The organism is Pseudomonas nicosulfuronedens, assembly GCF_005877905.1.
Taxonomy (GTDB): domain Bacteria; phylum Pseudomonadota; class Gammaproteobacteria; order Pseudomonadales; family Pseudomonadaceae; genus Pseudomonas; species Pseudomonas nicosulfuronedens.
This window is the reverse complement of the sequence record NZ_SWDV01000002.1, coordinates 345,654-371,884: the sequence shown is the minus strand read 5'-3', so window position 1 is coordinate 371,884 and position 26,231 is coordinate 345,654. Positions and strand designations below refer to the sequence as shown.

The 26,231-nt window shown below is 63.1% G+C and carries 22 protein-coding genes and 1 tRNA gene; 14 read left to right on the top strand and 9 right to left on the bottom strand.

What is annotated here, in order from left to right:
- Positions 1 to 40: 40 nt before the first annotated feature.
- Positions 41 to 116, bottom strand: a tRNA-Asn gene (locus FAS41_RS03905).
- Between the two features lie 217 nt (positions 117 to 333).
- On the opposite strand from FAS41_RS03905, the gene FAS41_RS03900 reads away from it, so the two are divergent.
- A complete protein-coding gene (locus FAS41_RS03900) occupies positions 334 to 2,637 on the top strand; it encodes a DUF1631 domain-containing protein (RefSeq protein ID WP_138520321.1) in 2,304 nt (767 codons plus the stop codon).
- Between the two features lie 11 nt (positions 2,638 to 2,648).
- Entirely contained in the window at positions 2,649 to 3,002 is a 354-nt protein-coding gene (locus FAS41_RS03895; protein WP_138520320.1) for a PilZ domain-containing protein, read from the top strand.
- A 127-nt stretch (positions 3,003 to 3,129) separates the two neighbouring features.
- Here the strand turns inward: FAS41_RS03895 and clpB are convergent, their stop codons facing one another.
- The 3 genes from clpB to rluD form a co-directional block, all read right to left on the bottom strand.
- A complete protein-coding gene (clpB, locus tag FAS41_RS03890; RefSeq protein WP_138520319.1) occupies positions 3,130 to 5,694 on the bottom strand; it encodes an ATP-dependent chaperone ClpB in 2,565 nt (854 codons plus the stop codon).
- A 180-nt stretch (positions 5,695 to 5,874) separates the two neighbouring features.
- A complete protein-coding gene (pgeF, locus tag FAS41_RS03885) occupies positions 5,875 to 6,600 on the bottom strand; it encodes a peptidoglycan editing factor PgeF (RefSeq protein WP_138520318.1) in 726 nt (241 codons plus the stop codon).
- Positions 6,597 to 7,556, bottom strand: a complete 960-nt coding sequence (rluD, locus tag FAS41_RS03880; protein ID WP_138520317.1) for a 23S rRNA pseudouridine(1911/1915/1917) synthase RluD — start codon at positions 7,554 to 7,556, stop codon at positions 6,597 to 6,599. The genes pgeF and rluD overlap by 4 nt, the downstream gene beginning before the upstream one ends.
- A gap of 147 nt (positions 7,557 to 7,703) precedes the next feature.
- On the opposite strand from rluD, the gene FAS41_RS03875 reads away from it, so the two are divergent.
- From FAS41_RS03875 to FAS41_RS03860, 4 genes are all read left to right on the top strand, one after another.
- On the top strand, positions 7,704 to 8,729 hold the full coding sequence (locus FAS41_RS03875) for an outer membrane protein assembly factor BamD (protein ID WP_138520316.1): 1,026 nt from the start codon (positions 7,704 to 7,706) through the stop codon (positions 8,727 to 8,729).
- 155 nt (positions 8,730 to 8,884) lie between these two features.
- Positions 8,885 to 9,127, top strand: coding sequence for a PP0621 family protein (locus tag FAS41_RS03870; protein ID WP_138520315.1), 243 nt, complete (start codon positions 8,885 to 8,887; stop codon positions 9,125 to 9,127).
- Entirely contained in the window at positions 9,117 to 10,706 is a 1,590-nt protein-coding gene (locus FAS41_RS03865; protein ID WP_138520314.1) for a sensor histidine kinase, read from the top strand. Before FAS41_RS03870 ends, FAS41_RS03865 begins: the two co-directional genes overlap by 11 nt.
- Positions 10,707 to 10,721: 15 nt before the next feature.
- Positions 10,722 to 12,059 (top strand): sigma-54-dependent transcriptional regulator, encoded by a 1,338-nt coding sequence (locus tag FAS41_RS03860; protein ID WP_138520313.1) that lies wholly within the window; start codon positions 10,722 to 10,724, stop codon positions 12,057 to 12,059.
- Between the two features lie 13 nt (positions 12,060 to 12,072).
- On the opposite strand, the gene thiO is transcribed toward FAS41_RS03860, so the two are convergent.
- Positions 12,073 to 13,182 carry a glycine oxidase ThiO gene (gene thiO, locus FAS41_RS03855; RefSeq protein WP_138520312.1) on the bottom strand — a complete coding sequence of 370 codons (1,110 nt, stop codon included), beginning with the start codon at positions 13,180 to 13,182 and terminating at the stop codon, positions 12,073 to 12,075.
- Between the two features lie 194 nt (positions 13,183 to 13,376).
- On the opposite strand from thiO, the gene FAS41_RS03850 reads away from it, so the two are divergent.
- From FAS41_RS03850 to FAS41_RS03815, 8 genes are all read left to right on the top strand, one after another.
- The gene (locus FAS41_RS03850; RefSeq protein ID WP_138520311.1) at positions 13,377 to 13,889 is read left to right on the top strand and encodes a GspH/FimT family pseudopilin; all 513 of its coding nucleotides are present in this window, start codon (positions 13,377 to 13,379) and stop codon (positions 13,887 to 13,889) included.
- A 150-nt stretch (positions 13,890 to 14,039) separates the two neighbouring features.
- Positions 14,040 to 14,561: a GspH/FimT family pseudopilin gene (locus FAS41_RS03845; RefSeq protein WP_138520310.1), complete on the top strand. Its 522-nt coding sequence runs from the start codon at positions 14,040 to 14,042 to the stop codon at positions 14,559 to 14,561.
- An 11-nt stretch (positions 14,562 to 14,572) separates the two neighbouring features.
- Entirely contained in the window at positions 14,573 to 15,142 is a 570-nt protein-coding gene (gene pilV, locus FAS41_RS03840; RefSeq protein ID WP_138520309.1) for a type IV pilus modification protein PilV, read from the top strand.
- A complete protein-coding gene (locus FAS41_RS03835) occupies positions 15,139 to 15,924 on the top strand; it encodes a PilW family protein (protein WP_138520308.1) in 786 nt (261 codons plus the stop codon). Before pilV ends, FAS41_RS03835 begins: the two co-directional genes overlap by 4 nt.
- Before the next feature lie 7 nt (positions 15,925 to 15,931).
- Positions 15,932 to 16,417, top strand: a complete 486-nt coding sequence (locus tag FAS41_RS03830; RefSeq protein WP_138520307.1) for a pilus assembly PilX family protein — start codon at positions 15,932 to 15,934, stop codon at positions 16,415 to 16,417.
- An 8-nt stretch (positions 16,418 to 16,425) separates the two neighbouring features.
- Complete coding sequence (locus FAS41_RS03825; RefSeq protein WP_138520306.1) at positions 16,426 to 16,773, top strand: hypothetical protein; 348 nt, start codon at positions 16,426 to 16,428, stop codon at positions 16,771 to 16,773.
- Positions 16,773 to 20,921 (top strand): PilC/PilY family type IV pilus protein, encoded by a 4,149-nt coding sequence (locus FAS41_RS03820; RefSeq protein WP_138520305.1) that lies wholly within the window; start codon positions 16,773 to 16,775, stop codon positions 20,919 to 20,921. The genes FAS41_RS03825 and FAS41_RS03820 overlap by 1 nt, the downstream gene beginning before the upstream one ends.
- A complete protein-coding gene (locus FAS41_RS03815; RefSeq protein WP_171049434.1) occupies positions 20,921 to 21,358 on the top strand; it encodes a type IV pilin protein in 438 nt (145 codons plus the stop codon). Before FAS41_RS03820 ends, FAS41_RS03815 begins: the two co-directional genes overlap by 1 nt.
- 54 nt (positions 21,359 to 21,412) lie before the next feature.
- Here FAS41_RS03815 and ispH read toward each other — a convergent pair whose 3' ends face one another.
- From ispH to ileS, 4 genes are all read right to left on the bottom strand, one after another.
- The gene (gene ispH, locus FAS41_RS03810) at positions 21,413 to 22,357 is read right to left on the bottom strand and encodes a 4-hydroxy-3-methylbut-2-enyl diphosphate reductase (RefSeq protein ID WP_138520303.1); all 945 of its coding nucleotides are present in this window, start codon (positions 22,355 to 22,357) and stop codon (positions 21,413 to 21,415) included.
- 97 nt (positions 22,358 to 22,454) lie between these two features.
- The gene (gene fkpB, locus FAS41_RS03805; RefSeq protein ID WP_138520302.1) at positions 22,455 to 22,892 is read right to left on the bottom strand and encodes an FKBP-type peptidyl-prolyl cis-trans isomerase; all 438 of its coding nucleotides are present in this window, start codon (positions 22,890 to 22,892) and stop codon (positions 22,455 to 22,457) included.
- Positions 22,885 to 23,394: a signal peptidase II gene (gene lspA / locus FAS41_RS03800; RefSeq protein WP_138520301.1), complete on the bottom strand. Its 510-nt coding sequence runs from the start codon at positions 23,392 to 23,394 to the stop codon at positions 22,885 to 22,887. Before lspA ends, fkpB begins: the two co-directional genes overlap by 8 nt.
- The gene (ileS, locus tag FAS41_RS03795) at positions 23,387 to 26,221 is read right to left on the bottom strand and encodes an isoleucine--tRNA ligase (RefSeq protein WP_138520300.1); all 2,835 of its coding nucleotides are present in this window, start codon (positions 26,219 to 26,221) and stop codon (positions 23,387 to 23,389) included. The genes lspA and ileS overlap by 8 nt, the downstream gene beginning before the upstream one ends.
- Between the last annotated feature and the right edge of the window lie 10 nt (positions 26,222 to 26,231).

Below are 26,231 nucleotides of genomic sequence, written 5' to 3'. Positions count from 1 at the left end.
CAAGCGCGCTACCGGACTGCGCTATACCCCGTTTGAAAGTTGGCTCCGCGACCTGGACTCGAACCAGGGACCCAATGATTAACAGTCATTTGCTCTACCGACTGAGCTATCGCGGAACGACGAACCTTTCAATCTCTTCCACTTCGCTTCCGGCTTCACCGGAATCCCGCATCAGAGGCGCGCCATTTTACGTATATCGAAACGCCTGTCAACACTCTGATCCAAAAAGTTTTTCTGTGCTTTGCAGGGGGCCAGGCTGATTGCTATATCTGCATGGAAAAACTCGAGTGATCCACCGCGGGTGTAAACGGAACGATCACGCACAGGATGGCCATGAGCAACAAGGACACCCCACCGCCCTCCCCCATCGCCAGCCGGGTGATCCAGCCCCGCTTCGGCGAGTTGGTGCAGGCTTGCCGCCAGTTGGCGATGAATCACCTCGCCGAGCTCCTGGGCAATGTCTTCGCCCAGGTGGACGACGCGCTCTTCGAATGCGCCGAGAAAGCCGAGAACAACCAGGTCCAGGCCCTGTTCTTCGACGCCATGCGCGAAGTCCGCCGCGAGCGGCCGAACCTCGAGCGCTTCTACCACCAGCGCATCGCCCAGGGCCTGAGCGACTTCCTCGAAGGCAAACTGCCTCTCACGGAGCCGCTTGAAGAGCTGGACATGGACCAGCTGACCCTGGTCGGCAACGACGAATATGAAGAAACGCTGCTGGTGACCAACATGGTCAACCAGGTGCGCGCGCACTGTGCACAGCAGCTGTTCGCGCTGGACCAGCGTCTGGCACTGCTCAACAACGGCAGCAAGCTGGGCGAGGACCGTAATCCCTTCGGCCCGCAGGCCATTGCCCAGGCGTTCCGCGACACCCTGGCGCGCAGTGTCTTCCCGCTGCGGATCAAGACCATCCTTTATGTGCTGTTCGACCAACAGGTCATGCAGCATCTGCAACCTTTATATGAACAGCTGAACAAGCGCCTGGCCGACGGCGGGGTCCTGCCCAACCTGAAATACCGCCCGCAAGGCCAGCGCCCGGCGTCCTCCCACACGCCACGCCCGGCGAAGATTGCGGAGAAGAGCACCACGATGCCGGACGACGGGGCACCAGTGCTGCCGCCCTACAGCGCCAGTGACCTGCCGGACATGCCACCCGGCGACCGCAATGCCCTGTTCGGGGGCCTTGCCGTGCTGCTCGCCGAACGCCGTCGGCGCGGCGACAAGGCCACGTTGTTCGGCAACACCCAGAGTATCGTCAGCTTCGGCCCCACCACCGCCACGACGACCTATAGCGCCAATGAGCTGCTGGAAGCATTGAACCGCCTGCAGCGCGAATCGGCCCACGAGCTGGCCCAGCGCCTGCGCCAGCCGCAACCGGTCGATGCCTTGAAAGCCGATCTGCAGCGCCACCTGGAAGCCGGCAGCGCGCAACCGAAGAACACCCGGCTGACCGACCAGGAGGCCGACGTCATCGACCTGGTGGGCATGGTCTTCGACTTCATCCTTGACGACGAAAACCTGCCGGACAGCTGCAAGACCACCCTCTCCCACCTGCATACGCCCTTCCTCAAGGTCGCCCTGCTGGACAAGCAGCTGTTCACCCAGCATCACCATCCGGCACGCAAGCTGCTCAACGCCATGGCCCAGGCCGGCGTGCTGTATGGCGGCGAGGGCGAGGAGCGCGCTTTGCTGGCGAAGATGCACTGGGTCGTCGAGCGAGTGATCCAGGACTTCGTCGGCGATCTGTCGCTATTCGACAGCCTGCTGGGCGACTTCAACGAATACGTCAGCAACCTGCGGCAGAAGGTCGAGCTACGCGAGCGCCGCGCCATGGAGGCCGCCCGTGGCCGCGACCGCCTGCTGGCCGCCCGTGAGCACGCGCTGGACGCCATCGCCAAGGTGACACAGGACCTCGACTTGCCGGAGCTGGTACGCAACTTCCTGGAAATGAGCTGGTGCGATGCGCTTACCTTCATCGTGCTGCGTAGCGGTGAGCACAGCGACGAGTGGAAACGCGCCTGCGAAGTGGGTGAACAACTCGCCTGGAGCGTGATGCCGCTGGATGCCGCTGGTCGCGATCATCTGCAGGCCATCCGCCTGGCCCTCCTGGAAGAGCTGCGCAAGGGTCTGGAAGTGCTGGGCGGTTACCACGAAGACGGCATCCGCCGGCTGTTGCAGGATCTGGTTGCCTGCCAGCACGCGATCCAGGCACAGCAACCGCAGATCGCCGCGCAACTCAAGCAGGAGCTGCCGGAGAGTCCGCTGGGCGCCATGCTTGGCGCCGAGGGCCATACCCTGGTCAAGCCCAACGGCGAGGCGCTCTCCGAGCGCGTGCGGGTATTGATGAAGGAGCTGAGCCACCTGGAGTTCGGTACCTGGTTTGAATTCAGCGACACCACGCCGGCGCGTCGGCTCAAGCTTTCGTGGTTCAGCCCGACCACCCGCAACTACATGTTCGTCGACCACACCGGGCAACGGGTGGCGGTCAAACCGATAGTGCAGTTGGCCCAGGAGATGGAAGCGGGCAGGGTCCGCCTGGTACCGACGGAACAGTCCGCCCCGTTGATGGATCGTGCACTGAGCGCGATCTACCGGGTCCTGCAACGCTTTACTTCCGGGCGCAGCCCGGCCCAGACCTGAGGGAGCAGTCGATGAGTGAACGTCGCCAGCATAGCCGGCAGCAGACCGGGCTGACCGTGGAAGTCTTCGACCGCCACACCGGGCGCAGCCTGGGCCGGCTTGCCGACCTGTCCGCTGAGGGGTTCATGCTCTGCGGAGTGGACGTACCAGAGGCCGACTCGGTCTGGGAGTGCCACCTGGTACCGGCACCGCCACTGGACGAGATCGGCGAAATCCAGCTCGGCGCCGACTGCCTGTGGAGTCGCGCCGGCACCGACGGCCAGCTGGGCTGGGCGGGTTTCCACATCATCGATATCGCCGAGGATCAGGCGGAGCTGATCGAGCAACTGCTGGTCATGCTGGGAGGTGGCGACCCGTCCAGCTGAGCATTTGTAGGAGCGCGTCTGCCGGCGAACCGAGCCCCACTGCGGAGGCTGTTCGCGAGCAAGCTCGCTCCTACGAAGAGCCAAAGAAAAAGCCCGCCAATTGGCGGGCTTTTTCGTGGAGCTCGGATCAGGAGAAGACTATCTCGTCGTTCTCGACCTTGGCATGGATCTGCGTGCCAGGGTTGAACTTGCCAGCCAGGATCAGTTGCGCCAGCGGGTTCTCGATCCAGCGCTGGATCGCGCGTTTGAGCGGCCGCGCGCCATACACCGGGTCGAAGCCGACGGCGATCAGCTTGTCCATCGCCTCGTCGCTCAGCTCCAGGCTCAGCTCGCGCTCGGCCAGGCGCTTGCGCAGGCGACCCATCTGGATTTTGGCAATGCCAGCGATCTGCTCGCGGGCCAGCGGCTCGAAGACCACCACCTCGTCGATCCGGTTGATGAATTCCGGACGGAAGTGCGCATTCACCGCATCCATGACCGCGGCATGCTGGGCCTCACGATCGCCCACCAGCTCCTGAATCTGCGCCGAACCAAGGTTCGAGGTCATCACCACCACGGTGTTGCGGAAGTCCACGGTGCGGCCATGGCTGTCGGTGAGACGGCCATCTTCCAGCACCTGCAGCAGCACGTTGAAGACGTCCGGGTGGGCTTTCTCGACCTCGTCGAGCAGCACCACGGAGTACGGCTTGCGACGCACGGCCTCGGTCAGGTAGCCACCCTCTTCATAGCCGACGTAGCCCGGAGGCGCACCGATCAGGCGAGCCACGGAGTGCTTCTCCATGAACTCGGACATGTCGATGCGCACCAGCGCTTCCTCGGTATCGAAGAGGAATTCGGCCAGGGCCTTGCACAGCTCGGTCTTGCCCACCCCGGTCGGGCCGAGGAAGAGGAAGGAGCCGCTGGGGCGATTCGGATCCGCCAGGCCTGCGCGGGAACGGCGCACGGCATTGGAGACGGCCACCACGGCCTCGTTCTGACCGATGACGCGCTTATGCAGCTCGTCTTCCATGCGCAGCAGCTTCTCGCGTTCGCCTTCAAGCATCTTGGACACCGGAATGCCGGTCCACTTGGCGACGACCTCGGCGATTTCCTCGTCGGTCACCTTGTTGCGCAGCAGCTGCTTCTCGGTCTGACCGTGCTGGTCGACCATCTGCAGGCTGCGTTCCAGGTCCGGAATGGTCTGGTACTGGATGCGCGCCATGGTTTCCAGGTCGCCCTTGCGCCGCGCGGTTTCCATTTCCTGCTTGGCCTGCTCGATCTTCTGCTGGATCTGCGCGGAACCCTGGACCTCGGCTTTCTCCGATTTCCAGATTTCCTCGAGGTCGGCGTACTCGCGCTCGAGCTTGGCGATGTCCTCTTCCAGCTTGGCGAGGCGTTTCTTGGTAGCCTCGTCGTCTTCCTTCTTCAACGCCTCGCGCTCGATCTTCAGCTGGATCAGGCGGCGATCCAGACGATCGAGTTCTTCCGGCTTGGAGTCGATCTCCATGCGGATGCGGCTGGCCGCCTCGTCGATCAGGTCGATGGCCTTGTCCGGCAGCTGGCGGTCGGTGATGTAGCGGTGGCTGAGCTTGGCCGCGGCGATGATCGCGCCGTCGGTAATGGTCACGCCGTGGTGCACCTCGTAGCGCTCTTTCAGGCCCCGCAGGATAGCGATGGTGTCTTCCTCGCTCGGCTCATCCACCAGGACTTTCTGGAAGCGGCGCTCCAGGGCGGCGTCCTTCTCGATGTACTGGCGGTATTCGTCCAGGGTGGTGGCACCGACACAGTGCAGCTCGCCACGGGCCAGGGCCGGCTTGAGCATGTTGCCGGCGTCCATGGCGCCCTCGGCCTTCCCGGCGCCGACCATGGTGTGCAGTTCGTCGATGAACAGGATGATCCGGCCTTCCTGCTTGGACAGCTCGTTGAGCACGGCCTTCAGGCGCTCCTCGAACTCGCCGCGGAACTTGGCTCCGGCGATCAGCGAGCCCATGTCCAACGCCAGCAGGCGCTTGTCCTTCAGGCCGTCGGGCACCTCGCCGTTGACGATGCGCTGGGCCAGGCCTTCGACGATGGCGGTCTTGCCGACGCCGGGCTCGCCGATCAGCACGGGGTTGTTCTTGGTACGGCGCTGCAGGACCTGGATGGTCCGGCGGATTTCGTCGTCACGGCCGATCACCGGGTCGAGCTTGCCGTCCTCGGCGCGCTTGGTCATGTCGACGGTGTACTTGTCCAGCGCCTGGCGCGATTCCTCGACGTTGGGGTCGTTCACTGCTTCACCACCACGCAAGTTAGTGACGGCGTTCTCCAGGGCCTTCTTGGAGACACCCTGGCTGGTCAGCAGCTTGCCGAGCTTGGTGCTGTCGTCCATGGCGGCGAGCAGCACGAGTTCGCTGGAGATGAACTGGTCGCCCTTCTGCTGGGCCAGGCGGTCGGCCTGGTTGAGCAGGCGCGCCAGGTCCTGCGACAGGTTCACGTCGCCGGTGGGGTTCTGGATCTTCGGCAGCGTGTCCATCTCCTTGTTGAGAGAGGAGCGCAGCGCCGGGATATCGAAGCCGACCTGCATCAGCAGGGGCTTGATGGAGCCGCCCTGCTGATCGATCAGCGCGGACAGCAGGTGCACCGGCTCGATGGCCGGGTGGTCATGTCCGACGGCCAGAGACTGGGCATCGGAGAGTGCAAGCTGGAGCTTGCTGGTCAAACGGTCGATTCGCATGAGGGTCGTCCTTCCTTTCTATGGCGGGTCGGAGCGATGAGTGCCCCTGGTCACGACTAACCCGCCGGGATGCCAGATAGATAAGGACGATTTTGGTCGGTTCAAGCCATTTGGCCATGACACCCGTCAGTTTGTGCCCAACGAAAGCGTCTGGCCGAGCCTGTAGGAGCAAGCTTGCTCCTACAAGAGCCAGATCAGGCTCGCCAGGCGGCCAGTACGGGAGCTCCGGCGGTAGGAATAGAAGCGTTCGGTGTCGGTGAAGGTGCAGAATCCCCCACCGTAGACGGCAGTCACACCCTTCGCCGCGAGGCGGATGCGCGCCAGTTCATAGATGTCGGCCATGTACTTGCCCGCATTGGCACTGGGCAGGAAGGCGCGCTCGGCTTCGGCGTGATCCTTCAGGAAGGCTTCACGCACTTCCGGGCCGACTTCAAAGGCCTGCGGGCCGATGGACGGCCCCAGCCAGACCAGCAGCTCAGCCGGCACGACGCCCATGGCGTCCACGGTTGCCTCCAGAACGCCGCCCGCCAACCCGCGCCAGCCGGCGTGGGCTGCACCGACACGAGTACCCGCGCGGTCGCAGAACAGCGCCGGCAGGCAATCAGCAGTCATGATGGTGCAGGCGAGACCACGCGTGGCACTCCAGCTGGCATCCGCGGTGGAGACAGCAGACGGATCGGCCTCGACCACGTCGATTCCATGCACCTGACTCAGCCAGGCCGGCTGGCAGCCCAGCTCGGCGGTCAGGCGGCGGCGGTTCTCGGCCACGGCAACCGGGTCGTCGCCGACGTGGTCACCGAGGTTGAAACTGTCGAAAGGCTCGAGGCTGACGCCGCCGGCGCGGGTCGTCACGCAGGCGCGGACGTTCGCTGGAATCGGCCAGTCGGGCGTCAGCCAAGGGCTCATACGAAGGACTCGTTGTCCTGCCGCAGCAGGCTCAGCAGCCAGGTGAAGTCATCCGGCAGCGGCGACTCCCACTTCATACGCACGTTGGTGGCCGGGTGATCCAGCTCCAGGAAGCGCGCATGCAAGGCCTGACGCGGGAAATCGCGCAGGGACTCGATCAGCGTCGGGCTGGCCCCCGGCGGAATGCGGAAACGCCCGCCGTAGGTGGGGTCCCCCACCAGCGGGTGGCCGATATGCGTCATATGGACGCGGATCTGGTGGGTACGTCCGGTTTCCAGCTTCACCCGCGTGTGGGTATGCGCACGGAAGCGCTCCAGCACGCGGTAATGGCTGATGGCGACCTTGCCGGTCTCGATCACCGCCATCTTCTGGCGCTGTACACCATGACGGCCGATGGGCGCGTCGACGGTGCCGCCAGCGACGATCACGCCGGTGACGATGGCCTCATAGATGCGGCTGACGCTGCGCGCCTGCAGCTGGGCGACCAGGTTGGTGTGCGCTTCCAGGGTCTTGGCCACCACCATCAAGCCGGTGGTGTCCTTGTCCAGGCGGTGCACGATGCCGGCGCGCGGCACATTGGCCAGATGCGGCACGTGGTGCAGCAGCGCATTGAGCAGGGTGCCGTCCTGGTGGCCGGCGGCGGGGTGAACCACCAGGCCGGTCGGCTTGTCGATGACCAGGATGTGGTCATCTTCATAGACGATGTCCAGCTCGATATCCTGGGCGACCCATTCACCCTGGGCCTCCAGCGCGACATCCAGTTCCAGGCGCGAGCCGGCGTGGACAATGTCGCGCGGACGCAACACGGCGCCATCGACCTTGAGACGGCCGTCCTTGATCCAGCCAGCCAGGCGGGAACGGGAGTGATCGGAGAAGAGCTGGGCGGCGACCTGGTCGAGACGCTGACCACCGAGGTCGAACGGCACTTCTGCCGCGAGTTGGATGATATCGGACATGACTGGACACGAAGGGCGCGCGGCCTTTTGGTTCGGCTGCGCGCTGTGGTTAAATACGGGGCCTTTGTCCCAGGGGTACCCCTGGGGCGCCAATCATAACAGACGGTTGCGGCCGCGACAGCCGACCGTCCAGGGACGCAAGCCGCCATGCAAGTGAAACACCTGCTGCTGATCGCCACCCTCGCCTTCGTTACCGCCTGCTCCTCCAAGGGCGAGAAGGTGGATGAGAACCTGAGCGAAAGCCAGCTGTACCAGCAGGCACAGGAAGACCTCAACAACAAGAGCTACACCAACGCCGTCGCCAAGCTGAAGGCGCTGGAGTCCCGCTATCCGTTCGGCCGCTATGCCGAGCAGGCCCAGTTGGAGCTGATCTACGCCAACTACAAGAACATGGAGCCCGAGGCCGCCCGCGCCTCCGCCGAGCGCTTCATCCGCCTGCACCCGCAACACCCGAACGTCGACTACGCCTACTACCTCAAGGGCCTGGCTTCCTTCGACCAGGACCGTGGCCTGCTGGCGCGCTTCCTGCCGCTGGACATGACCAAGCGCGACCCGGGTGCGGCCCGCGACTCCTTCAACGAGTTCGCCCAGCTGGTCAGTCGCTACCCCAACAGCCGCTACGCCCCGGACGCCAAGGCGCGCATGATCTACCTGCGCAACCTGCTGGCGGCCTACGAAGTGCACGTTGGCCACTACTACCTCAAGCGCCAGGCCTATGTCGCCGCCGCCAACCGTGGCCGTTACGTGGTCGAGAACTTCCAGGAAACCCCGGCCGTCGGCGATGGCCTGGCGATCATGGTCGAAGCCTACCAGCGCCTGGGCCTGAATGACCTCGCCGATTCCAGCCTGGAAACCCTGAAGGCCAACTATCCGGACAACGCCAGCCTCAAGGATGGCCGGTTCGTGCCGCGCGAAGACGAAGCTGACAACCGCTCCTGGCTGGCCAAGGCCACCCTGGGTCTGATCGAGACCAACGATGCCCCGCCGCATATGGAAACCCAGGCCTCCAAGGACGTGATCAAGCAGTACGAAGACGCCGAGCAGCAGATTCCCGCCGAGCTCAAGCCTGAGAACCAGAGCGACGTGGAAGAAGAACAGCACGAGTCCGAAGGCAACGCCGGCAGCAGCGACCGCTCCTGGTTCAGCTACATGACCTTCGGTATCTTCGACTGATACCGACGGGTTCGAGAAAAAGGGAGGCTTCGGCCTCCCTTTTTCGTTTGGGCCAAGCATGGGCGCTTTTCGTCCATGGCCTGGCAGGTGCGCGCACGGGCTCACTGTGCGGCACCGCGTGGCTTGGATAAACTGCCGCTCTTTAAGCACAAGGGATTGCCATGACCCGTCTGCTGTTCTGGATCGCCCTCTTCGCCCTCGGCTGGTGGTTGTGGCGCAAAGCTACCCGACCAGCCCGCCCTGTCGAGAAGCCCAAGGGGAACGACTCGGCCGCGCCCATGGTCCGCTGCGCGCAGTGCGGCGTGCATGTACCGCAGACCCATGCCCTGCAGGACGAGAGCAAGTGGTACTGCAGCCGCGCGCACCTCGAACAGGACCGCACCGACCGTGGTCGCTGAAGGGATTTCCCTCACAGGACAGGGCCTGCGGGTACTGCGCCTGTACCACCTGTACCGCCTGACCATCGGGCTGGTGCTGGTACTGCTGATCTCCAGCAGCCTGGACGATGAGCTCCTGAAACTGTCCCACCCCGAGCTTTTCCACGTCGGCTGCTGGATCTACCTGGTCCTCAACATCCTGATCGCAGTGCTGATGCCGACCCCACGGCATTTGCTGCCGCTGTTCATTCTGGCGGCACTGGACATTCTCCTGCTCAGCGCCCTGTTCTACACGGCAGGCGGCATTCCCAGCGGCATCGGCAACCTGATGGTGGTCGCCGTGGCCATTGCCAACATCCTGCTGCGCGGGCGGGTCGGGCTGCTCATCGCCGCGATCGCCGCGATCGGCCTGATCTACCTGACCTTTTACCTGAGCCTCAGCCAGCCCACCGCCATCAACCACTATGTGCAGGCAGGCGGGTTGGGCGCCCTGAGCTTCGCCTCGGCCCTGCTGATCCAGGCCCTGGCACGGCGCCAGCAGATCGTCGAAAGCATCGCCGAGCAGCGCGCCACCACGGTGGCCAATCTGGAAGAGCTCAATGCACTGATCCTGCAGCGCATGCGCACCGGCATCCTTGTCCTGGGTGATCGTCACCGGGTTCTGCTGGCCAACCAGAGCGCCACCACCCTGCTGGGCGGCCATGACCTGCCCGGCCACTCACTGGCCGAGTACAGCCCGCAACTGGTCGCCAGCCTGCAGCAATGGCAGCAGAACCCTGCCCTGCGCCCGCCCAGCCTGCAGCCCATGGAGTCCGGCCCGACCGTGCAACCGAGCTTCATCCCCCTGCGCCGGGGTAACGAACAGCACATCCTGATGTTCCTCGAGGACATTTCACAGATCGCCCAGCAGGCCCAGCAGCTCAAGCTTGCCGCCCTGGGCCGACTCACCGCGGGCATTGCCCATGAAATCCGCAACCCGCTGGGCGCGATCAGCCATGCGGCGCAGCTGCTGCTGGAGTCCGAAGAACTGGACAAGCCCGACCGACGCCTCACGCAGATCATCCAGGACCAGTCGCGGCGCATGAACCTGGTCATCGAGAACGTCCTGCAACTGTCGCGCCGCCGCCAGTCAGAGCCCCAACTGCTCGATCTGAAGTACTGGCTGCACCGCTACGCCGGCGAGATGCGCGAGAGCCTGCGCGAGGGCCAGCAGATCCACGTGGAAACCGGCCAGGGCACCGTGCAGACGCGCATGGACCCGCACCAGTTGACGCAGGTACTGACCAACCTCGTGCAGAATGGGTTACGGTACAGCACTCAGAAGAACGGCACCGGCCAGGTGTGGCTGCGTCTGTTCCGCGACAGCGAGACCGACCTGCCCGTACTGGAAGTGCTCGATGACGGTCCCGGCATCGCTGCCGATCAGCGGGGCAAGTTGTTCGAGCCGTTCTTCACCACTGAAAGCAAGGGCACCGGCCTTGGCCTGTACATCTCCCGCGAGCTGTGCGAAAGCAACCAGGCCCGGCTGGACTACAAGACGCGAGATGAAGGTGGCAGCTGCTTCCGCCTCACCTTCGCCCACCCGCGCAAACAAAGCTAAGAAGACGCAAAGAGCATGAGCCGTCAAAAAGCCCTGATCGTCGACGACGAACCCGACATCCGCGAGCTGCTGGAGATCACCCTCGGCCGCATGAAGCTGGATACCCGCAGCGCCCGCAACGTCAAGGAAGCCCGCGACTTCCTGGCCCGCGAGCCCTTCGACTTCTGCCTCACCGACATGCGCCTGCCCGATGGCACCGGCCTGGACCTGGTGCAGTACATCCAGCAGCGTCATCCACAGATGCCAGTGGCGATGATCACCGCCTTCGGCAGCCTCGACACCGCAGTGCAGGCCCTCAAGGCCGGCGCCTTCGACTTCCTGACCAAGCCGGTGGACCTCGCCCGCCTGCGCGAGCTGGTGAACTCCGCCTTGCGCCTGCGCTCGCCAGAAGCCGAGGAAGCACCGGTGGACAGCCGGCTGCTCGGCGATTCGCCGCCCATGCGCACCCTGCGCAACCAGGTGGCCAAGCTCGCCCGTAGCCAGGCGCCGGTGTACATCAGCGGCGAATCCGGCAGCGGCAAGGAGCTGGTAGCCCGGCTGATCCACGAGCAAGGCCCGCGCGAGACCCAGACCTTCGTGCCGGTCAACTGCGGCGCCATTCCGTCCGAGCTGATGGAAAGCGAATTCTTCGGCCACAAGAAAGGCAGCTTTACCGGTGCCGTGGAAGACAAGCTCGGGCTGTTCCAGGCGGCCAACGGCGGCACGCTGTTCCTCGACGAAGTCGCCGACCTGCCGCTACCGATGCAGGTCAAGCTGCTGCGCGTCATCCAGGAGAAGGCCGTACGCGCCGTGGGTGGCCAGCAGGAGGTTGCGGTGGACGTGCGCGTTCTCTGCGCGACCCACAAGGACCTGGCTGCCGAAGTCGCGGCTGGTCGATTCCGTCAGGACCTCTACTACCGCCTGAACGTCATCGAACTGCGCGTCCCGCCACTGCGCGAGCGGCGCGAGGACATCCCGCTGCTGACCGATCGCGTGCTCAAGCGCCTTGCCGGAGACAACGGACTGGCTACCGCGGCAGTCAGTGCCGATGCGCTGGAGAAGCTCAAGAGCTACCGCTTCCCCGGCAACGTGCGGGAACTGGAAAACATGCTGGAGCGCGCCTACACGCTCTGCGAAGACGACGTCATCCAGCCTCACGACTTGCGCCTGGCCGAAACCAGCACGGCGGACGGCGGTGGGGACGCGAGTCTGGCGCAGATCGACAACCTCGAGGATTACCTCGAGGACATCGAGCGCAAGCTGATCATGCAGGCGTTGGAAGAGACGCGCTGGAACCGTACTGCTGCAGCGCAGCGCCTGGGCCTGACCTTCCGCTCCATGCGCTACCGCCTGAAGAAACTGGGGATCGACTGATCCCCGGCTGGTCTCAGACGATGGGCGTCGCCACCAGGCGCCCTTCCGGTGCGTAGGGTGCCGCCTCGATGATCGGCTGACGCTTCTGCATCAGGTCCACCAGCAACTGGCAGGACGCCGGCGCCAGCACCAGACCGTTGCGGTAATGACCGGTGTTCAACCATAGCCCCTGATGACCGGGCACCTCGCCAATGAAGGGGATGCCCTGCGGCGAACCCGGACGCAGCCCCGCCCAGTGGTTTACCGGCTCCATCCCTGCCAGCGCAGGAAGCAGCTCCTCTGCCGACGCGCGCAGGCTGCTCAGAGCCTCGCCCGACGGCGTCTTGTCGAAGCCGGCGTGCTCCAGGGTGCTGCCCACCAGGATGTGCCCGTCACGGCGCGGAATCGCGTAGCGACCTTTGGCCAATACCATGCTGGAGAGGAAGTCCGGGGCGCAGCGATAGAGGATCATCTGCCCCTTCACCGGCTCAACCGGCAACACCAGCCCCAGCTTCGCCAGCAACTCGCCACTCCAGGCGCCAGCCGCCAGCACCACCGAGTCAGCCGTGAAATCTCCCTGTGCGGTGCGTACGCCTTTCACCTGTTCGCCATCCTGAAGGAAACCGGTCACCTCGACCTGCTCCTGAAGGCTGACGTTTGGCAGTCGCACCAATGCCTCGCGCAGAGACTTGACCAGGCGCGGGTTGCGCACATTGGCCACACCCGACATGTACACCGCGCGCTCGAAGCCTTGCCCCAGCACCGGAACGGCCTCGTGCACGGCGCCAATCGCCACCTCCGAAAGCGGCCGACCATGGGTCCTGGCCCATGCCAGGGCTTCGGCCTGGTCATCCAGGTCCAGCCAGTAGAGGCCGGTGACATGCACTTCCGGGTCGAGCCCGGTATCGGCGAGCAGACGCTCACCCAGTCGCGGATAGAAGTCCTGCGACCAGTGAGCCAGGTTGGCGACGGCCGAGCTATAGCGCCACGGATAGAGCGGCGAAACGATACCGCCGCCGGCCCAGGACGCTTCACGTCCAGTCTCGCCCTTTTCCAGCAGCAGGACTTCGGCGCCCGCCTGCCCCAGCGTCCAGGCAGTCAGCATCCCGACTACCCCACCGCCCACCACGATCATGTCCGGCATACCACGCCCCACATCACAGGAAAACCAACGGCCCATCGCCGGCCGCACACTATACCGGGCATGGGCCGTCGACGGAGCAAGACGGAAGTCGGTGCGGCATCGGACCGCTCCTACGGCATCTATCCAATTCGCTGACAGGCACACCGTAGACGGCGACCAATACTTTCCGCTCCTCAACTGCCCGGAAGCGAAACATGACCAGGGAACGGGGGATCACCCTTGTCGAGTTGCTGTTCACCCTTGCAATCCTTGCCCTCGCCTTGTCCATCGCAGCGCCTTCATTCAGCGAGTTGCTACGCGACCAGCGAACGAGTGCAGCCGCCCAGGAATTGCGCAACGCGCTGGACTTCGCTCGCGAATCGGCCGCGCACAGTGGACAACCCATCAGCGTCGCTGCGATCAACGGCGAGTGGACCTCCGGCTGGGAGGTCTTCGTGGACTCCGGCAATCACGGCACGCACAGCCTCCAACAGCCGCCTCTGGCCGCCCACGGCCCGCTGAGTGGCATCAGCGTTCGCACCGACGGCAACTCGCGCCACTACCTCCACTTCACCCCGCGAGGTAACGCAATCCAGCCCAATGGCGCCTTTCACGCCGGTACGCTGACGCTCTGCGGCGAAGGCCGATCGAGTTATCGCCTCGTTTTCAACAAGGCCGGGCGGATCCGCAGCGAAGCTGGAAGCACCACGGACTTCTGCCCCCACTGACCGACTTCTCACGCCTGACGCGACGGGGTTCACAGAACCTCGGAAGGCATGACCGAACATCACCCTAATACGAACGGTCATCCATAGAAAAAAGACATTTCCCACACGACTAGGCAGCATTGCCACTATCGAAAATGTGAGGAATGCGCCATGTCGCGCCCCAAGGAATTGGCCGGGTTCACCTTGGTGGAGTTGATGGTCACGCTTGCCGTAGTGGCAATCCTGATTTCCATCGCCGCTCCATCCATGGGGGACTTCGTTACTCGACAACGTATTTCCAGTCAGACTTCTGACCTGGCCAATACGCTGGCAACCGCCCGAGCCGAAGCGGCCAAGCGAAATGCCAACATGGTGGTGATCCCGGCAGCCAGTGGCGCTAACGGCTGGGTCAGTGGCTGGTGCTTTGGCCCTGCCACCATCGCCAACTGCCAGGACGCTGCCGCGATCCAGCACTACGGCGCCATGAGCGGTGTAGAGGTTTCCAGCGACTACCAGCTCAGCGCCAACAAGCTGACCTTCCGCCGTGACGGGAGCTTGCTGAGCGGGCTCAGCGCCCGCCCCTTCAAAGTCAATGCGCCTTCTTCATCTTCGGTGACGGAAGGGCGCTGCATCGACATCAACGCCGTAGGACGCACAACAGTGCGTACTGTGGCGCGCGACACTTCGTGCTGAGGGGAGCGACCATGACCCGTAATGCCCAACACGGCATCACCATGATCGAGGTGCTGGTAACACTCCTCGTGTTCACCGTCGGACTCCTCGGCGTCGCCGCTCTGCAATTGAATGCCCTGAAAGGTACCGCCGACAGTAACCAGCGCTCGCAGGCAACCTGGGTCATGCAGGAGCTCGCCGAGCGCATGAGGGCAAACAGCGTAGGCGCAGAGTCCAGCTATACGACTGCACCGAACTGCTCGACCCTGCCTACCACCTGGTGCGCGGATCATTTCAATCCGATATCCGGGGCGAAGGTCAATGCTGCTACCTGCACCAGCGACCAGATGGCCGCCTTCGACCGCTGGGAAGCCCAATGTTCCTATGCCGCCAGCACTACCTACGCAGCAAACGCTACTGCTGCAGCGGGGCGATACACCAGTACCGACTTTCTGACCGCCCCCTCACAAGGGGCAGCCCTGACGGTCAATGCCAACAACCACCTGATCACGCTCACGAGTCGCTGGAAAAGCAAAGGCGACGAAGCCAAGCAACAAAGCTCGGAGTCGGTACTGAGCGCCTCGCTGGGGGTCCGTCGATGATGCCTCTTAACCGCCGCCAGGCCGGCCTGACCCTGGTCGAGCTGATGATCGCAATGACCCTCAGCCTGGTTCTCATGCTGGGTGTCATCCAGGTCTTCCTGTCTGTCCGGCAAACCTACAGCGCGAACGATGCGACCTCGCGCATGCAGGAAAGCGGGCGCTTCGCCCTCACCTTCATCTCCAGCAGCGTGCGCCTGGGCGGCTACCTGGAGCCCGGCTCGATTCTACCCAAGCCAATGGCGATTCAAGGCCCCAATTGTGTAGGCCCGGATGACACCCCCTGCAGCAGCAACGGTAACGGGAATGCTTCCGACAGTATCGCTGTAGCGTTCCAGGTCCCGCCAGACAGTTCCGACAGCAACAAACGACGCGACTGTGCTGGAACCGAAGTGACTACTGCCAACGTGGGAAAAGTTCTGGTGAATGTCTTCCGTGTCAGTGACGGCAACCTGACATGCAGTTCCTATTTCCTCGGTGAGACAGCCTGGCTCAGCCAGAACCAGGCGCTGGTGCCCGGCATCGATGCGATGCAGGTCCTCTACGGCATCAGCACCGACGGCAACCCGGAAGGCGTCACACGTTATGTGTCGGCCAACAGAGTCTCGAAGTGGGCGGATGTCAGGGCAGTTCGTGTCGCGGTACTGGCCAACTCCCAGACAACGGTGTCACCGGCTCCGCCACAACGTGGCTACTACCTGCTGGACGCCGCTGCGCTGACGCCGAACGACGGATTCGCACGCCAGATTTTCAGCACAACCATCGGTCTTAAGAACACTTACTGAGGCTCGCATGCGGAACGCCCTTTCACTTCGTACCCAACAAGGCGCCGGCCTCATCGTGGCCCTGGTGTTCCTCGCCGTACTGACCATCGCCGGCATCACCGCCGCACGCTTGACCAACATGGAAGAGCGGATGGCCGGCAACTCGCAGTTCCGGGGACTGACCTACCAGAATGCCCAAAGCGAAATCCGTTCGCAGATGGCGGCGTACAACGCAAACCTGCTAGGCCGCAAACCTTTGCTGGATGCCGCCAACCAGAGCGCAGATGCCATCAGTGGCTTTCCCGATCGACGCCGCACCGTGGCCGTGGACGCCATCCTGACTAACGCGAATATCACCACCAACACCATTCGCTTCATGAACAAGGGCATCTGCGAAGGCGCCAGCGTCGGCAAGTTCGAATGCTCGGGTTACGAGATCAACTCGGCCTCCCGCCTGGACAACGGTGCATCGTCCAACCAGGTCCAAGGCATCTACTTCATCAATTCGAAATAGGCCCTCGTATGAGACGCATCCTCCTGTTCGCTCTTGCGATTTGCGCCAACGCTTTCAGCGTCGCGGCCCATGCAGAAGACGAAGAAAACACCGGGTACATAGAAGATACCCAGATGATCATCAACGCGAGCTCCGGCCCCAACGGGGAGGCCGGGGTGATCCTCGCCCTTCCCTGCACAGAGTGTCCCAGCCGCCGCTTCACCTATAACCGCGACACGGTCTTCGTTCTCGGCGGCGCTCCGGTGGAGTTCAGCGAGCTGGGCGGGAAAATCGACTGGAGCGGCATGATCATGTTTCCGATAGCCGACCCGACCCGTGCGTCCAAGGTCTTCCTGCGTAAACCGGAGTCCCCGTGATGAAACTCAAGCGCAACCTTCTTCTCGGGCTCTCCGCCTTCGCCTATGTCTCTGGCGGCCTGCAAACCGCAATGGCCGACGATACCGAGATTTATGTCACCCGTGATCTTCCGGCAGACCAGCGTATCCGCCCGAACCTGATGTTCCTTATCGACACCTCCGGGTCGATGCTCAGTTCGGTACCGGGCACCAACTGCAAGACGCTGAACTACAACGGTACCAACACCGTTCCGGAAAACTGGTGCACCAACTCGAACAGGACCAAAGGTACCAAGACCCGAATTCAGGTGGTCAAGGAAGTAGTCAATTCGCTGGTGGATGAGCTGGCCGCCAGCAACGATGTAAACATCGGGTTGGCCCGCTTCGACTCCTCGAGCAACGGCGGCTTCGTCAATATCCCGATGCAGCGCGCAGGCGATGTTGCTAGCGCGTTCAAGACGGCGCTGAGCACCTACTACGCCGACGGTGGTACGCCCCTGCTGGAGTCGTACTACGAAACTTATCTGTACATGTCGGGAGGCACCCCGAGCTACGGCCTCAATTCCAAGGGGTATATAGAGAACAAGCTCGACGCGAAACTGGTTAGCCCCTGGAAGAGCGACAGCGGGTCGATGACAGGCAGCAAGTACAAGTCACCGATTCAGTACTCATGCCAGAAGAGCAACATCATTGTTCTGACCGACGGACTGCCAAGCAACGACGTCGGTGCAAACAGCACCGTTCAGAGTCTCGTTTCATCAGTCAATCAGACTTACAAGTCGTGCAACCGAAACTACCCGACCGACGATAACGGGACCACTTCGGGCTGCTGGATGCCCGGCCTTGCCGAGTACATGGCGAACCAGGACGTGAGTTCGAGCCAGACAGGCAAGCAGACGGTCAACACCTATACCATCGGCTTTGGCAACATCAGCGACACCCGTCTCCTGGAGGACAGCGCTACGCTGGGCGGCGGGCGATTCTTCACCACCAGCAATACCTCTGAACTGGCTGAAGCGCTTCGCTCGATCGCCGTGGATATCCTGGCCGAGAACACCACCTTCGCCACCCCCAGCGTTTCGGTCAGCGCCTACAACAACCTCGGTTATCGCAATGACTTGTACTACGCGCTGTTCCGCCCCGCGGAAGGCGCACGCTGGTTTGGCAACATCAAGAAGTACAAGCTAGGCAAGGACACCACGGGCAGTTCCATTGTGATGGATCGCAACGGCAATAATGCCGTGGACAGTTCCACTGGCTTCTTCAGTACGACATCGACCAGCTACTGGAGCACCACCGCCGACGGCAAGGACGTGAAGCTGGGTGGTGCGGCAAGCCGACTGATCAACCCGTCCACTCGGAATATCCTGACTTACACGGGCCAGGACCGGGCGCCCGGCCTCACTGACTCCGCCGCGCTGTCGGCGCTGTCTACCAGCAACACGGGGATTACCAAGGCAATGCTCGGCCTGGCGACCAACGCCAGTGATCAGTCGCGCACCGACACCATCAACTGGGGCGTGGGCATCAACCCGAGTGACGGGTCGGCCCGCCTCGCCATCGCCGACATTCTGCACAGCGAGCCTCGCCTGGTCGCCTACGTGACAGACGAGGATCTGCAGCGAGTTGCCAACTCCCAGGCCACGCCTCCGACGGCCACTTCGACGGAGCGGCTTGTGCTGTTCTATGGCACCAACGAAGGTTTCATCAACGCAGTCGATCCCTCCACTGGCGCCGAGATTTTCTCCTTCATACCCAAGGAGCTACTGCCCAACCTGAATTACTACCTGACCGACCCGAAAGGATCGGCCATGAAGCGCTACGGGATGGATGGACAGTTGGAGATGAACGTGACTTACGGCGCAGTAAGCTCCACTTCGACGCGCACCGTCACCCAGGCAACGTTGTACGCCGGCATGCGCCGCGGCGGGCGCAACTACTACGCCCTGGACGTAAGCCCCTCCAGCACCAGCGGCTCGGTCACCATCACACCCAAACTGAAGTGGGTGATCAAGGGTGGCACCAGCACCGGTTTCGAGAAACTGGGGCAAACCTGGTCGTCCCCCAAGCTGGCTAAGGTGAAGTTCAACGGCGCCATCAAGAGCGTGTTGTTCTTCACTGGTGGTTACGACACCAACCAGGATACCGAGTCACCCAATACGCCCACCAACGACACCGTTGGCAACGCCCTGTACATGGTCGATGCCGCGACTGGAGCGCTGCTGTGGCATGCCGGTGTAACGGCTGAAACATCTGCCAACCTGAAGATTGCCACCCTGACGAACAGCATCCCGGCTGACCCTACACTGGTCGACATCACTGGTGATGGTCTGATCGACACCATTTTCATGGCGGATACGCGGGGCCAGGTCTTCCGTATCGATCTGAACTCCGGCAACGCAGGCTCGAGCAACTTCGCCACGGGCGGCCGCATCGCCGCGCTGGGCGGTACCACGGCAGCGGAAAACCGCCGCTTCTACAACGCGCCCGACGTATCCCTGATTCGCGAACGTGGTGGCAAGACCTACTTCACCATCGCCCTGGGCAGCGGCTACCGCGAACACCCCCTCAACGAGGATACCGTCGATCGGTTCTACGTTCTGCGTGACAGCAACGTGTACTCCGGGCCGTCCAGCTACACCACTCTGACGGAATCGAGCCTGGTCGATGTGACCAGCGTCAACCTCACCAGCCAGCAAGCTCAACAGATCAAGCAGAGCATCGACACGAAACTTGGTCAGATCGCGCAGCTGAATCAGGCGACCAGCACTGCAGATACCAACTTCGATAGCTACAAGAGCAGCATCGGCTACACCCAGAAATACAACCAGCTGACCCAGGCCAACAGCGACGCAACACAACGCCAGGCTCAGATCGATGCGATCTACAAGGAAAACCCGTTCCTGGACGAGCACTCGCCTGAGACGTCACAGCAAAGCACGCTGCAGAATCAATTGCTGGCACTGCAGACCTCCCTGAAACAGCTGTTTGCCTTCGACACCGGTTCGGCTCAAGCCTTGGGGCAGCAGATGGCCGGCGTCATGATCGTGCAGAAAACGCTGGAGAACGCAGCAACCTCCATTACTGCCAAGGAACAAGCCGTTCTCGATGCCAAGGCCAGTGGCGCATCCGATACGACCCTCAACGCCCTGCAAACGGACCTGGACCAGGCCCGCACCGCTTATCAGGCGTCCACCGCCTATACCCAGCGGAACTCGCTCAACGGGGTCGATCTGAGCGCGGCCATCAATAGCCTCAACCAAGCTATCACCGCCAAAGACGTCGCCGCGGCGAACAACGCCGTTCAAGCCATCGCCTCGCAACTCGGCCTGACGGATGTGCCGAGCACCGTGGACGTCACCACTCTCAATGAACTGCCAGTGGCCAAGACGGCCTCGGACCTTCAGGCCAAGGCCAGCAGCCAGAACGGCTTGCTGCAACTGGCCACCGATCTGGAAACGCAGAGGGTCGGCCTGGTCAGTCAGGCTTCCACCTTGCAGGCCGAGCTCCAGGCACTATCCAATGCGCCGTATAACTCCTCGAGCAACCTGCTGACCTCAGCCGAACTGCAAGATGCCACTGCCCAGGACACCACCCCGCCGCTGAGCACCTTCGAGGCCTACGACTATCTGCGCAACAAGGCACGCAGCAATGCGTTGACGCAAATCCCGGTCCTGCGCGGCGAAATCAATACGCTCTATCAGCAGCTGACGCCGGGCGATAGCTACACCGTCAACTCGGATCTGCTGAATGCCAGTAGCGGTTGGTTCGTACGCTTCCCGCAGGGCGAGAAAGTACTGGCCACCTCGATCAGCTACCAGGGTGCGGTGCTGTTCACCACCTTCAGCCCCAATGGCCAGACCGTTACCACCTGTGGTCCGGATGTGGGACGTGGTCGCATGTACGCCATGAGCCTGGTGGACGCTTCCGCCGTCTATACCAAGACGGTCAGCGGCTCCGAGACACCCAGCCGGTCGTTCGATCTGGTCCGCGGTGGTATTCCACCGACCCCCGCCATCATTCTCGGGGACGACAAGACGACCATCTTGGTAGGCTCGGAAAAGCCCTCGGGAGACGGTAACGGCGGCGACCTGAAATGCACCTTCACCAGCTCCGGCCTGTGCAAGACGAACAACGCCGTAAGCGGTACCTACTGGAGAGAGAATTGATGCGTCAAAAGGGATTTACGCTGATTGAAGCGATGATTGTCGTCGCGATCATCGGCATCATTGCCGCCATCGCCTACCCCAGCTATGAGCAGTATGTGCTGCGCTCAGGACGAGCCGACGGGAAAGCCAAGCTGATGGAAGTGCTCCAGGCCCAGGAAAGGTTCTTCTCGCAGAACCAGACCTACACAGCAACGCTGGGCACAGCGAGCGGAGGACTGGGATATACGGCTGACGCCAATGGTGCCGTCGCGAGCGAGTCCCGCAAATACAACATCACGGCAGCAGCCTGCAGCGGAAAGACCATTGCTAGCTGCGTGAACCTGACCGCGACCCCGACCGGGGCGCAAGCCGGCGATAGCAAGTGCGGTACGCTCACTCTGGATAGCACAGGCATCAAGACCAAAAGCGGCAGCGATACACTGGAGAACTGCTGGTAAAGAAAAAGGGCCGACAATGTCGGCCCTTTTTTCCGCTCGCGGATCAGCGAGAACTCATAGCGCCTTCACCCGCAACTCCTTGGGCATCGAGAAGGTGATGTTCTCCTCCCGCCCATCCAGCTCCACCTCAGGCTCCGCGCCCCAGTCGCGCAGTTGCTGGATCACGCCTCGCACCAGCACTTCCGGAGCAGAAGCGCCAGCGGTGATGCCGATGCGCTGCACGCCATCGAACCACTCCTTCTGCATGTCCTCGGCGCCATCGATCAGGTAGCCGGGGGTTCCCATGCGCTCGGCCAGCTCGCGCAGGCGGTTGGAGTTCGAGCTGTTCGGGCTGCCTACTACCAGCACCAGATCACACTGGTCGGCCAGTTCCTTCACCGCATCCTGGCGATTCTGGGTGGCATAGCAGATATCGTTCTTGCGCGGCCCCATGATCGAGGGGAATTTCGCGCGCAAGGCGTCAATCACCTTGGAGGTGTCATCCATCGACAGGGTAGTCTGGGTGACGAAATGCAGCGCCTCGGGGTTGCGCACTTGCAGCGCAGCGACATCGTCCTCGTCCTCCACCAGGTAGATGGCGCCGCCGTTGGAGGCGTCGTACTGCCCCATGGTGCCTTCCACTTCCGGGTGGCCTTCGTGGCCGATCAGGATGCACTCGTGGCCGTCGCGGCTGTAGCGCACGACTTCCAGGTGCACCTTGGTCACCAGCGGGCAGGTGGCGTCGAAGACCTTCAGGCCGCGATTCTCGGCTTCCTTGCGCACTGCCTGGGAAACGCCATGGGCACTGAAGATGACGATGGTGTCATCCGGCACCTGGTCGAGCTCCTCGACGAACACAGCGCCACGGTTGCGCAGGTTCTCCACCACGAACTTGTTGTGGACCACTTCATGGCGCACGTAGATCGGTGGCCCGAAGACGTCGAGGGCGCGGTTGACGATCTCGATCGCCCGGTCAACGCCGGCGCAGAAGCCGCGGGGATTGGCGAGTTTGATTTGCATGGTGGCCTCGGGTGCTACGCAAGCCGGCCCACGAGGGGCCGGTAGGAATACTTCGCCTCAAGTGCAACGGCCCGCCAGTGACGGGCCGCGCAGCCAGTCAGGCTGGTTGTACGTCGATGATATCGACTTCGAACGCCAGGGTCTTACCGGCCAGCGGATGGTTGAAGTCGATGGTGACGTGCTGCTCGTCGAACTCTTTCACGACGCCCGGCAGCTCGGTCTTGGCAGCATCGTTGAAGATCACCAGCAGGCCTTCGGCCAGCTCCATGCCCTGGAACTGGTCGCGGGGCATGACCTGCACGTTGGCCGGGTTCGGCTGGCCGAAGCCATTCTCGGGCTCGATGGTCAGGGTGCGCTTGTCGCCGGCCTTGAGGCCGAACAGCGCCTGCTCGAAGCCCGGCAGCAGGTTGCCGTCACCGACCTTGAAGGTGGCCGGCTGCTTGTCGAAAGTGCTGTCGACGACGTTGCCGTCATCCAGTTTCAGGGCGAAATGCAGGGTGACTTGGGAATCACCACCAATACGAACATCAGCCATTGGCGGCCTCTCCAGAATGCTTGGATTTGAACATGTCCAACGCCAGCATGATGGCGCCGACGGTAATCGCGCTGTCGGCCAGGTTGAAGGCCGGGAAGCGCCACTGGTCCTGCCAGTGCACGAGGATGAAGTCCACCACGTGCCCCAGGACCATGCGGTCGTACAGGTTGCCCAGCGCGCCGCCCAGCACCAGGGCCAGGGCGATGGCCAGCCAGGTCTCGCCGCGCTTCAGGCGCTTGAGCCAGACCACCAGCACGATGCTGACCACGATGGCGATCAGGGCAAACAACCAGCGCTGCCAGCCGGAGCTGTCGGCCAGGAAGCTGAACGCGGCACCGGTGTTGTAGGCCAGGGTCCAGCTGAACAGGTCGGGAATGACCACGATCTGCTGGTACATGCTCAGCTCAGCCTGGAAGAAGGCCTTGGTGACCTGGTCCAGGACGAACACGACCACGGTGATCCACAGCCAGGGCAGGCGGCCGAAACGATCGGCGTTAGGCATAGTGACGCACCTCACCCGCGCCTTCGATGTTCTCGACGCAGCGGCCACACAGTTCCGGATGTGCAGCGTTGCTGCCGACATCGGCGCGGAAGTGCCAGCAACGGCCGCACTTGGCATGGGACGACTTAACGACCTGCAGCTTCAGGCCTGGCAGCTCGCTTTCGACCGCGTCGGCCGGCGCATCGGCCAGCGGCGCGACGGTGGCGGCCGAGGTGATCAGCACGAAACGCAGCTCGTTGCCCAGTTTCTCCAGGCGCTTGGCCAGGGAGTCCTCGGCATACAGGGTGATCTCGGCCTGCAGGTTGCCGCCGATGGTCTTGGCGCTGCGCAGGTTTTCCAGCTCCTTGTTCACGGCGGCCTTGGCAGCCATGACTTCGTCCCAGTAGGCGCGGTCCAGCTCGGCATCGGCCGGCAGCTCGGTCAGGCCGTCGTACCAAGTGGTCAGCATCACCGACTCGGCACGCTCGCCCGGCATGAAGCTCCAGATTTCCTCGGCGGTGAACGCCATGATCGGTGCGATCCAGCGCACCAGGGCCTCGGCAATGTGGAACAGGGCCGTCTGGCAGGAGCGACGGGCGACGCTGTTCTCCTGGGTGGTGTACTGGCGGTCCTTGATGATGTCCAGGTAGAAGCCGCCCAGCTCCTGCACGCAGAAGTTGTGCACCTTGGAGTAGACGTTCCAGAAGCGGTAGTCGCGGTAGGCCTCTTCCAGCTCGCGCTGCAGCTGCAGCGCGCGGTCGATGGCCCAGCGGTCCAGGGCCAGCAGCTGGTCGTTGGGCAGCAGGTCCTTGGCCGGGTCGAAGCCGGACAGGTTGGACAGCAGGAAGCGCGTGGTATTACGGATACGACGGTAGGCGTCAGCGCTGCGCTGGAGGATCTGCTGGGAGACGGCGATCTCACCCGAGTAATCGGTGGAAGCGACCCACAGGCGCAGGATGTCGGCGCCCATGCTGTCGATCACGGTCTGCGGTACCACGGTGTTGCCCAGGGACTTGGACATCTTGCGGCCGGACTCGTCCACGGTGAAGCCGTGGGTCAGCAGCTGGCGGTACGGCGCGTGGCCGTCGATGGCGCAGCCGGTCAGCAGCGAAGAATGGAACCAGCCGCGGTGCTGGTCGGAGCCTTCCAGGTAGAGGTCGGCAGCCGGGCCGCTGGCATGGCCCAGTTCAGCGTGGGAGCCACGCAGCACGTGCCAATGGGTGGTGCCGGAGTCGAACCAGACGTCCAGGGTGTCGTTGATCTTGTCGTACTGCGCGGCTTCATCGCCCAGCAGTTCGGCGGCATCGAGCTTGAACCAGGCCTCGATGCCTTCCTTCTCGACGCGCTGGGCGACGGCTTCCATCAGCTCGACGGTGCGCGGGTGCAGCTCGCCGGTGGCCTTGTGCAGGAAGAACGGGATCGGCACGCCCCAGTTGCGCTGACGCGAGATGCACCAGTCCGGACGGCCGGCGATCATGCCGTGCAGGCGCGCCTGGCCCCAGGTGGGCACGAATTCGGTTTCGGTGATGGCTTCCAGCGCGCGCTCGCGCAGGGTGGCACCGGTCTGCGGCTGCTTGTCCATGCCGACGAACCACTGCGCGGTGGCGCGGTAGATCAGCGGGGTCTTGTGGCGCCAGCAGTGCATGTAGCTGTGGTTGATGCTGGCGTGCTTGAGCAGCGCGCCGACTTCATCGAGCTTGGCGACGATGGCCGGGTTGGCCTTCCAGATGAACTGGCCGCCGAAGAACGGCAGGTCGGCCACGTAGACACCGTTGCTCTGCACGGGACTGAGGATGTCGTCGTTGACCATGCCGTACTGCTTGCAGGTACGGAAGTCGTCCTCGCCGTAGGCCGGGGCGGAGTGAACCACGCCGGTGCCGGCGCCCAGTTCGACGTATTCGGCCAGGTAGACCGGCGACAGGCGCTCGTAGAACGGGTGGCGGAATCGGATCAGATCCAGTGCTTCGCCCTGTACGGTGGCGATGACCTGGCCTTCCAGACCGTAGCGTTGCAGACAGGACTCGACCAGCTCCTCGGCCAGCACCAACAGGCGCTCGCCGGTATCGACCAGCGCGTAGGTGAATTCGGGGTGGACGTTCAGCGCCTGGTTGGCCGGAATGGTCCAGGGCGTGGTAGTCCAGATGACGATGGCGGCCGGCTTGGGCAGGCTGGCCAGACCGAAGGCGGCGGCCAGCTTGTCTGCATCTTCAACCGGGAAGGCGACATCGATGGCGTCGGACTTCTTGTCGGCGTATTCAACCTCGGCTTCGGCCAGGGCGGAACCACAATCGAAGCACCAGTTTACCGGCTTCAGGCCCTTGAACACGAAGCCCTGCTTGACCATCTCGGCGAGCGCGCGAATTTCACCGGCCTCGTTGGAGAAGTTCATGGTCTTGTAGGGATTGTCCCAGTCGCCCAGCACACCCAGACGGATGAAGTCCGCCTTCTGCCCTTCGATCTGCTCGGCGGCGTATTCGCGGCACAGTTCGCGGGTCTTGTCCGCCGGCAGGTTCTTGCCGTGGGTGGTCTCGACCTTGTGCTCGATCGGCAGGCCGTGGCAGTCCCAGCCCGGCACATAGGGGGCGTCGTAGCCGGCCAGGGTCTTGGAACGGACGATGATGTCCTTGAGGATCTTGTTGACCGCGTGACCGATGTGGATGCTGCCGTTGGCGTAGGGCGGGCCATCGTGCAGGATGAATTTCGGGCGACCTTCGCCAATCTTCCGCAGCTTCTGGTACAGGCCAATGTCGTTCCAGAGCTTGAGAGTTTGCGGCTCGCGCTGCGGCAGGCCGGCTTTCATCGGGAAGTCGGTTTCGGGAAGGTTCAGAGTGGCTTTGTAATCGGTCATCTCAGGGCCT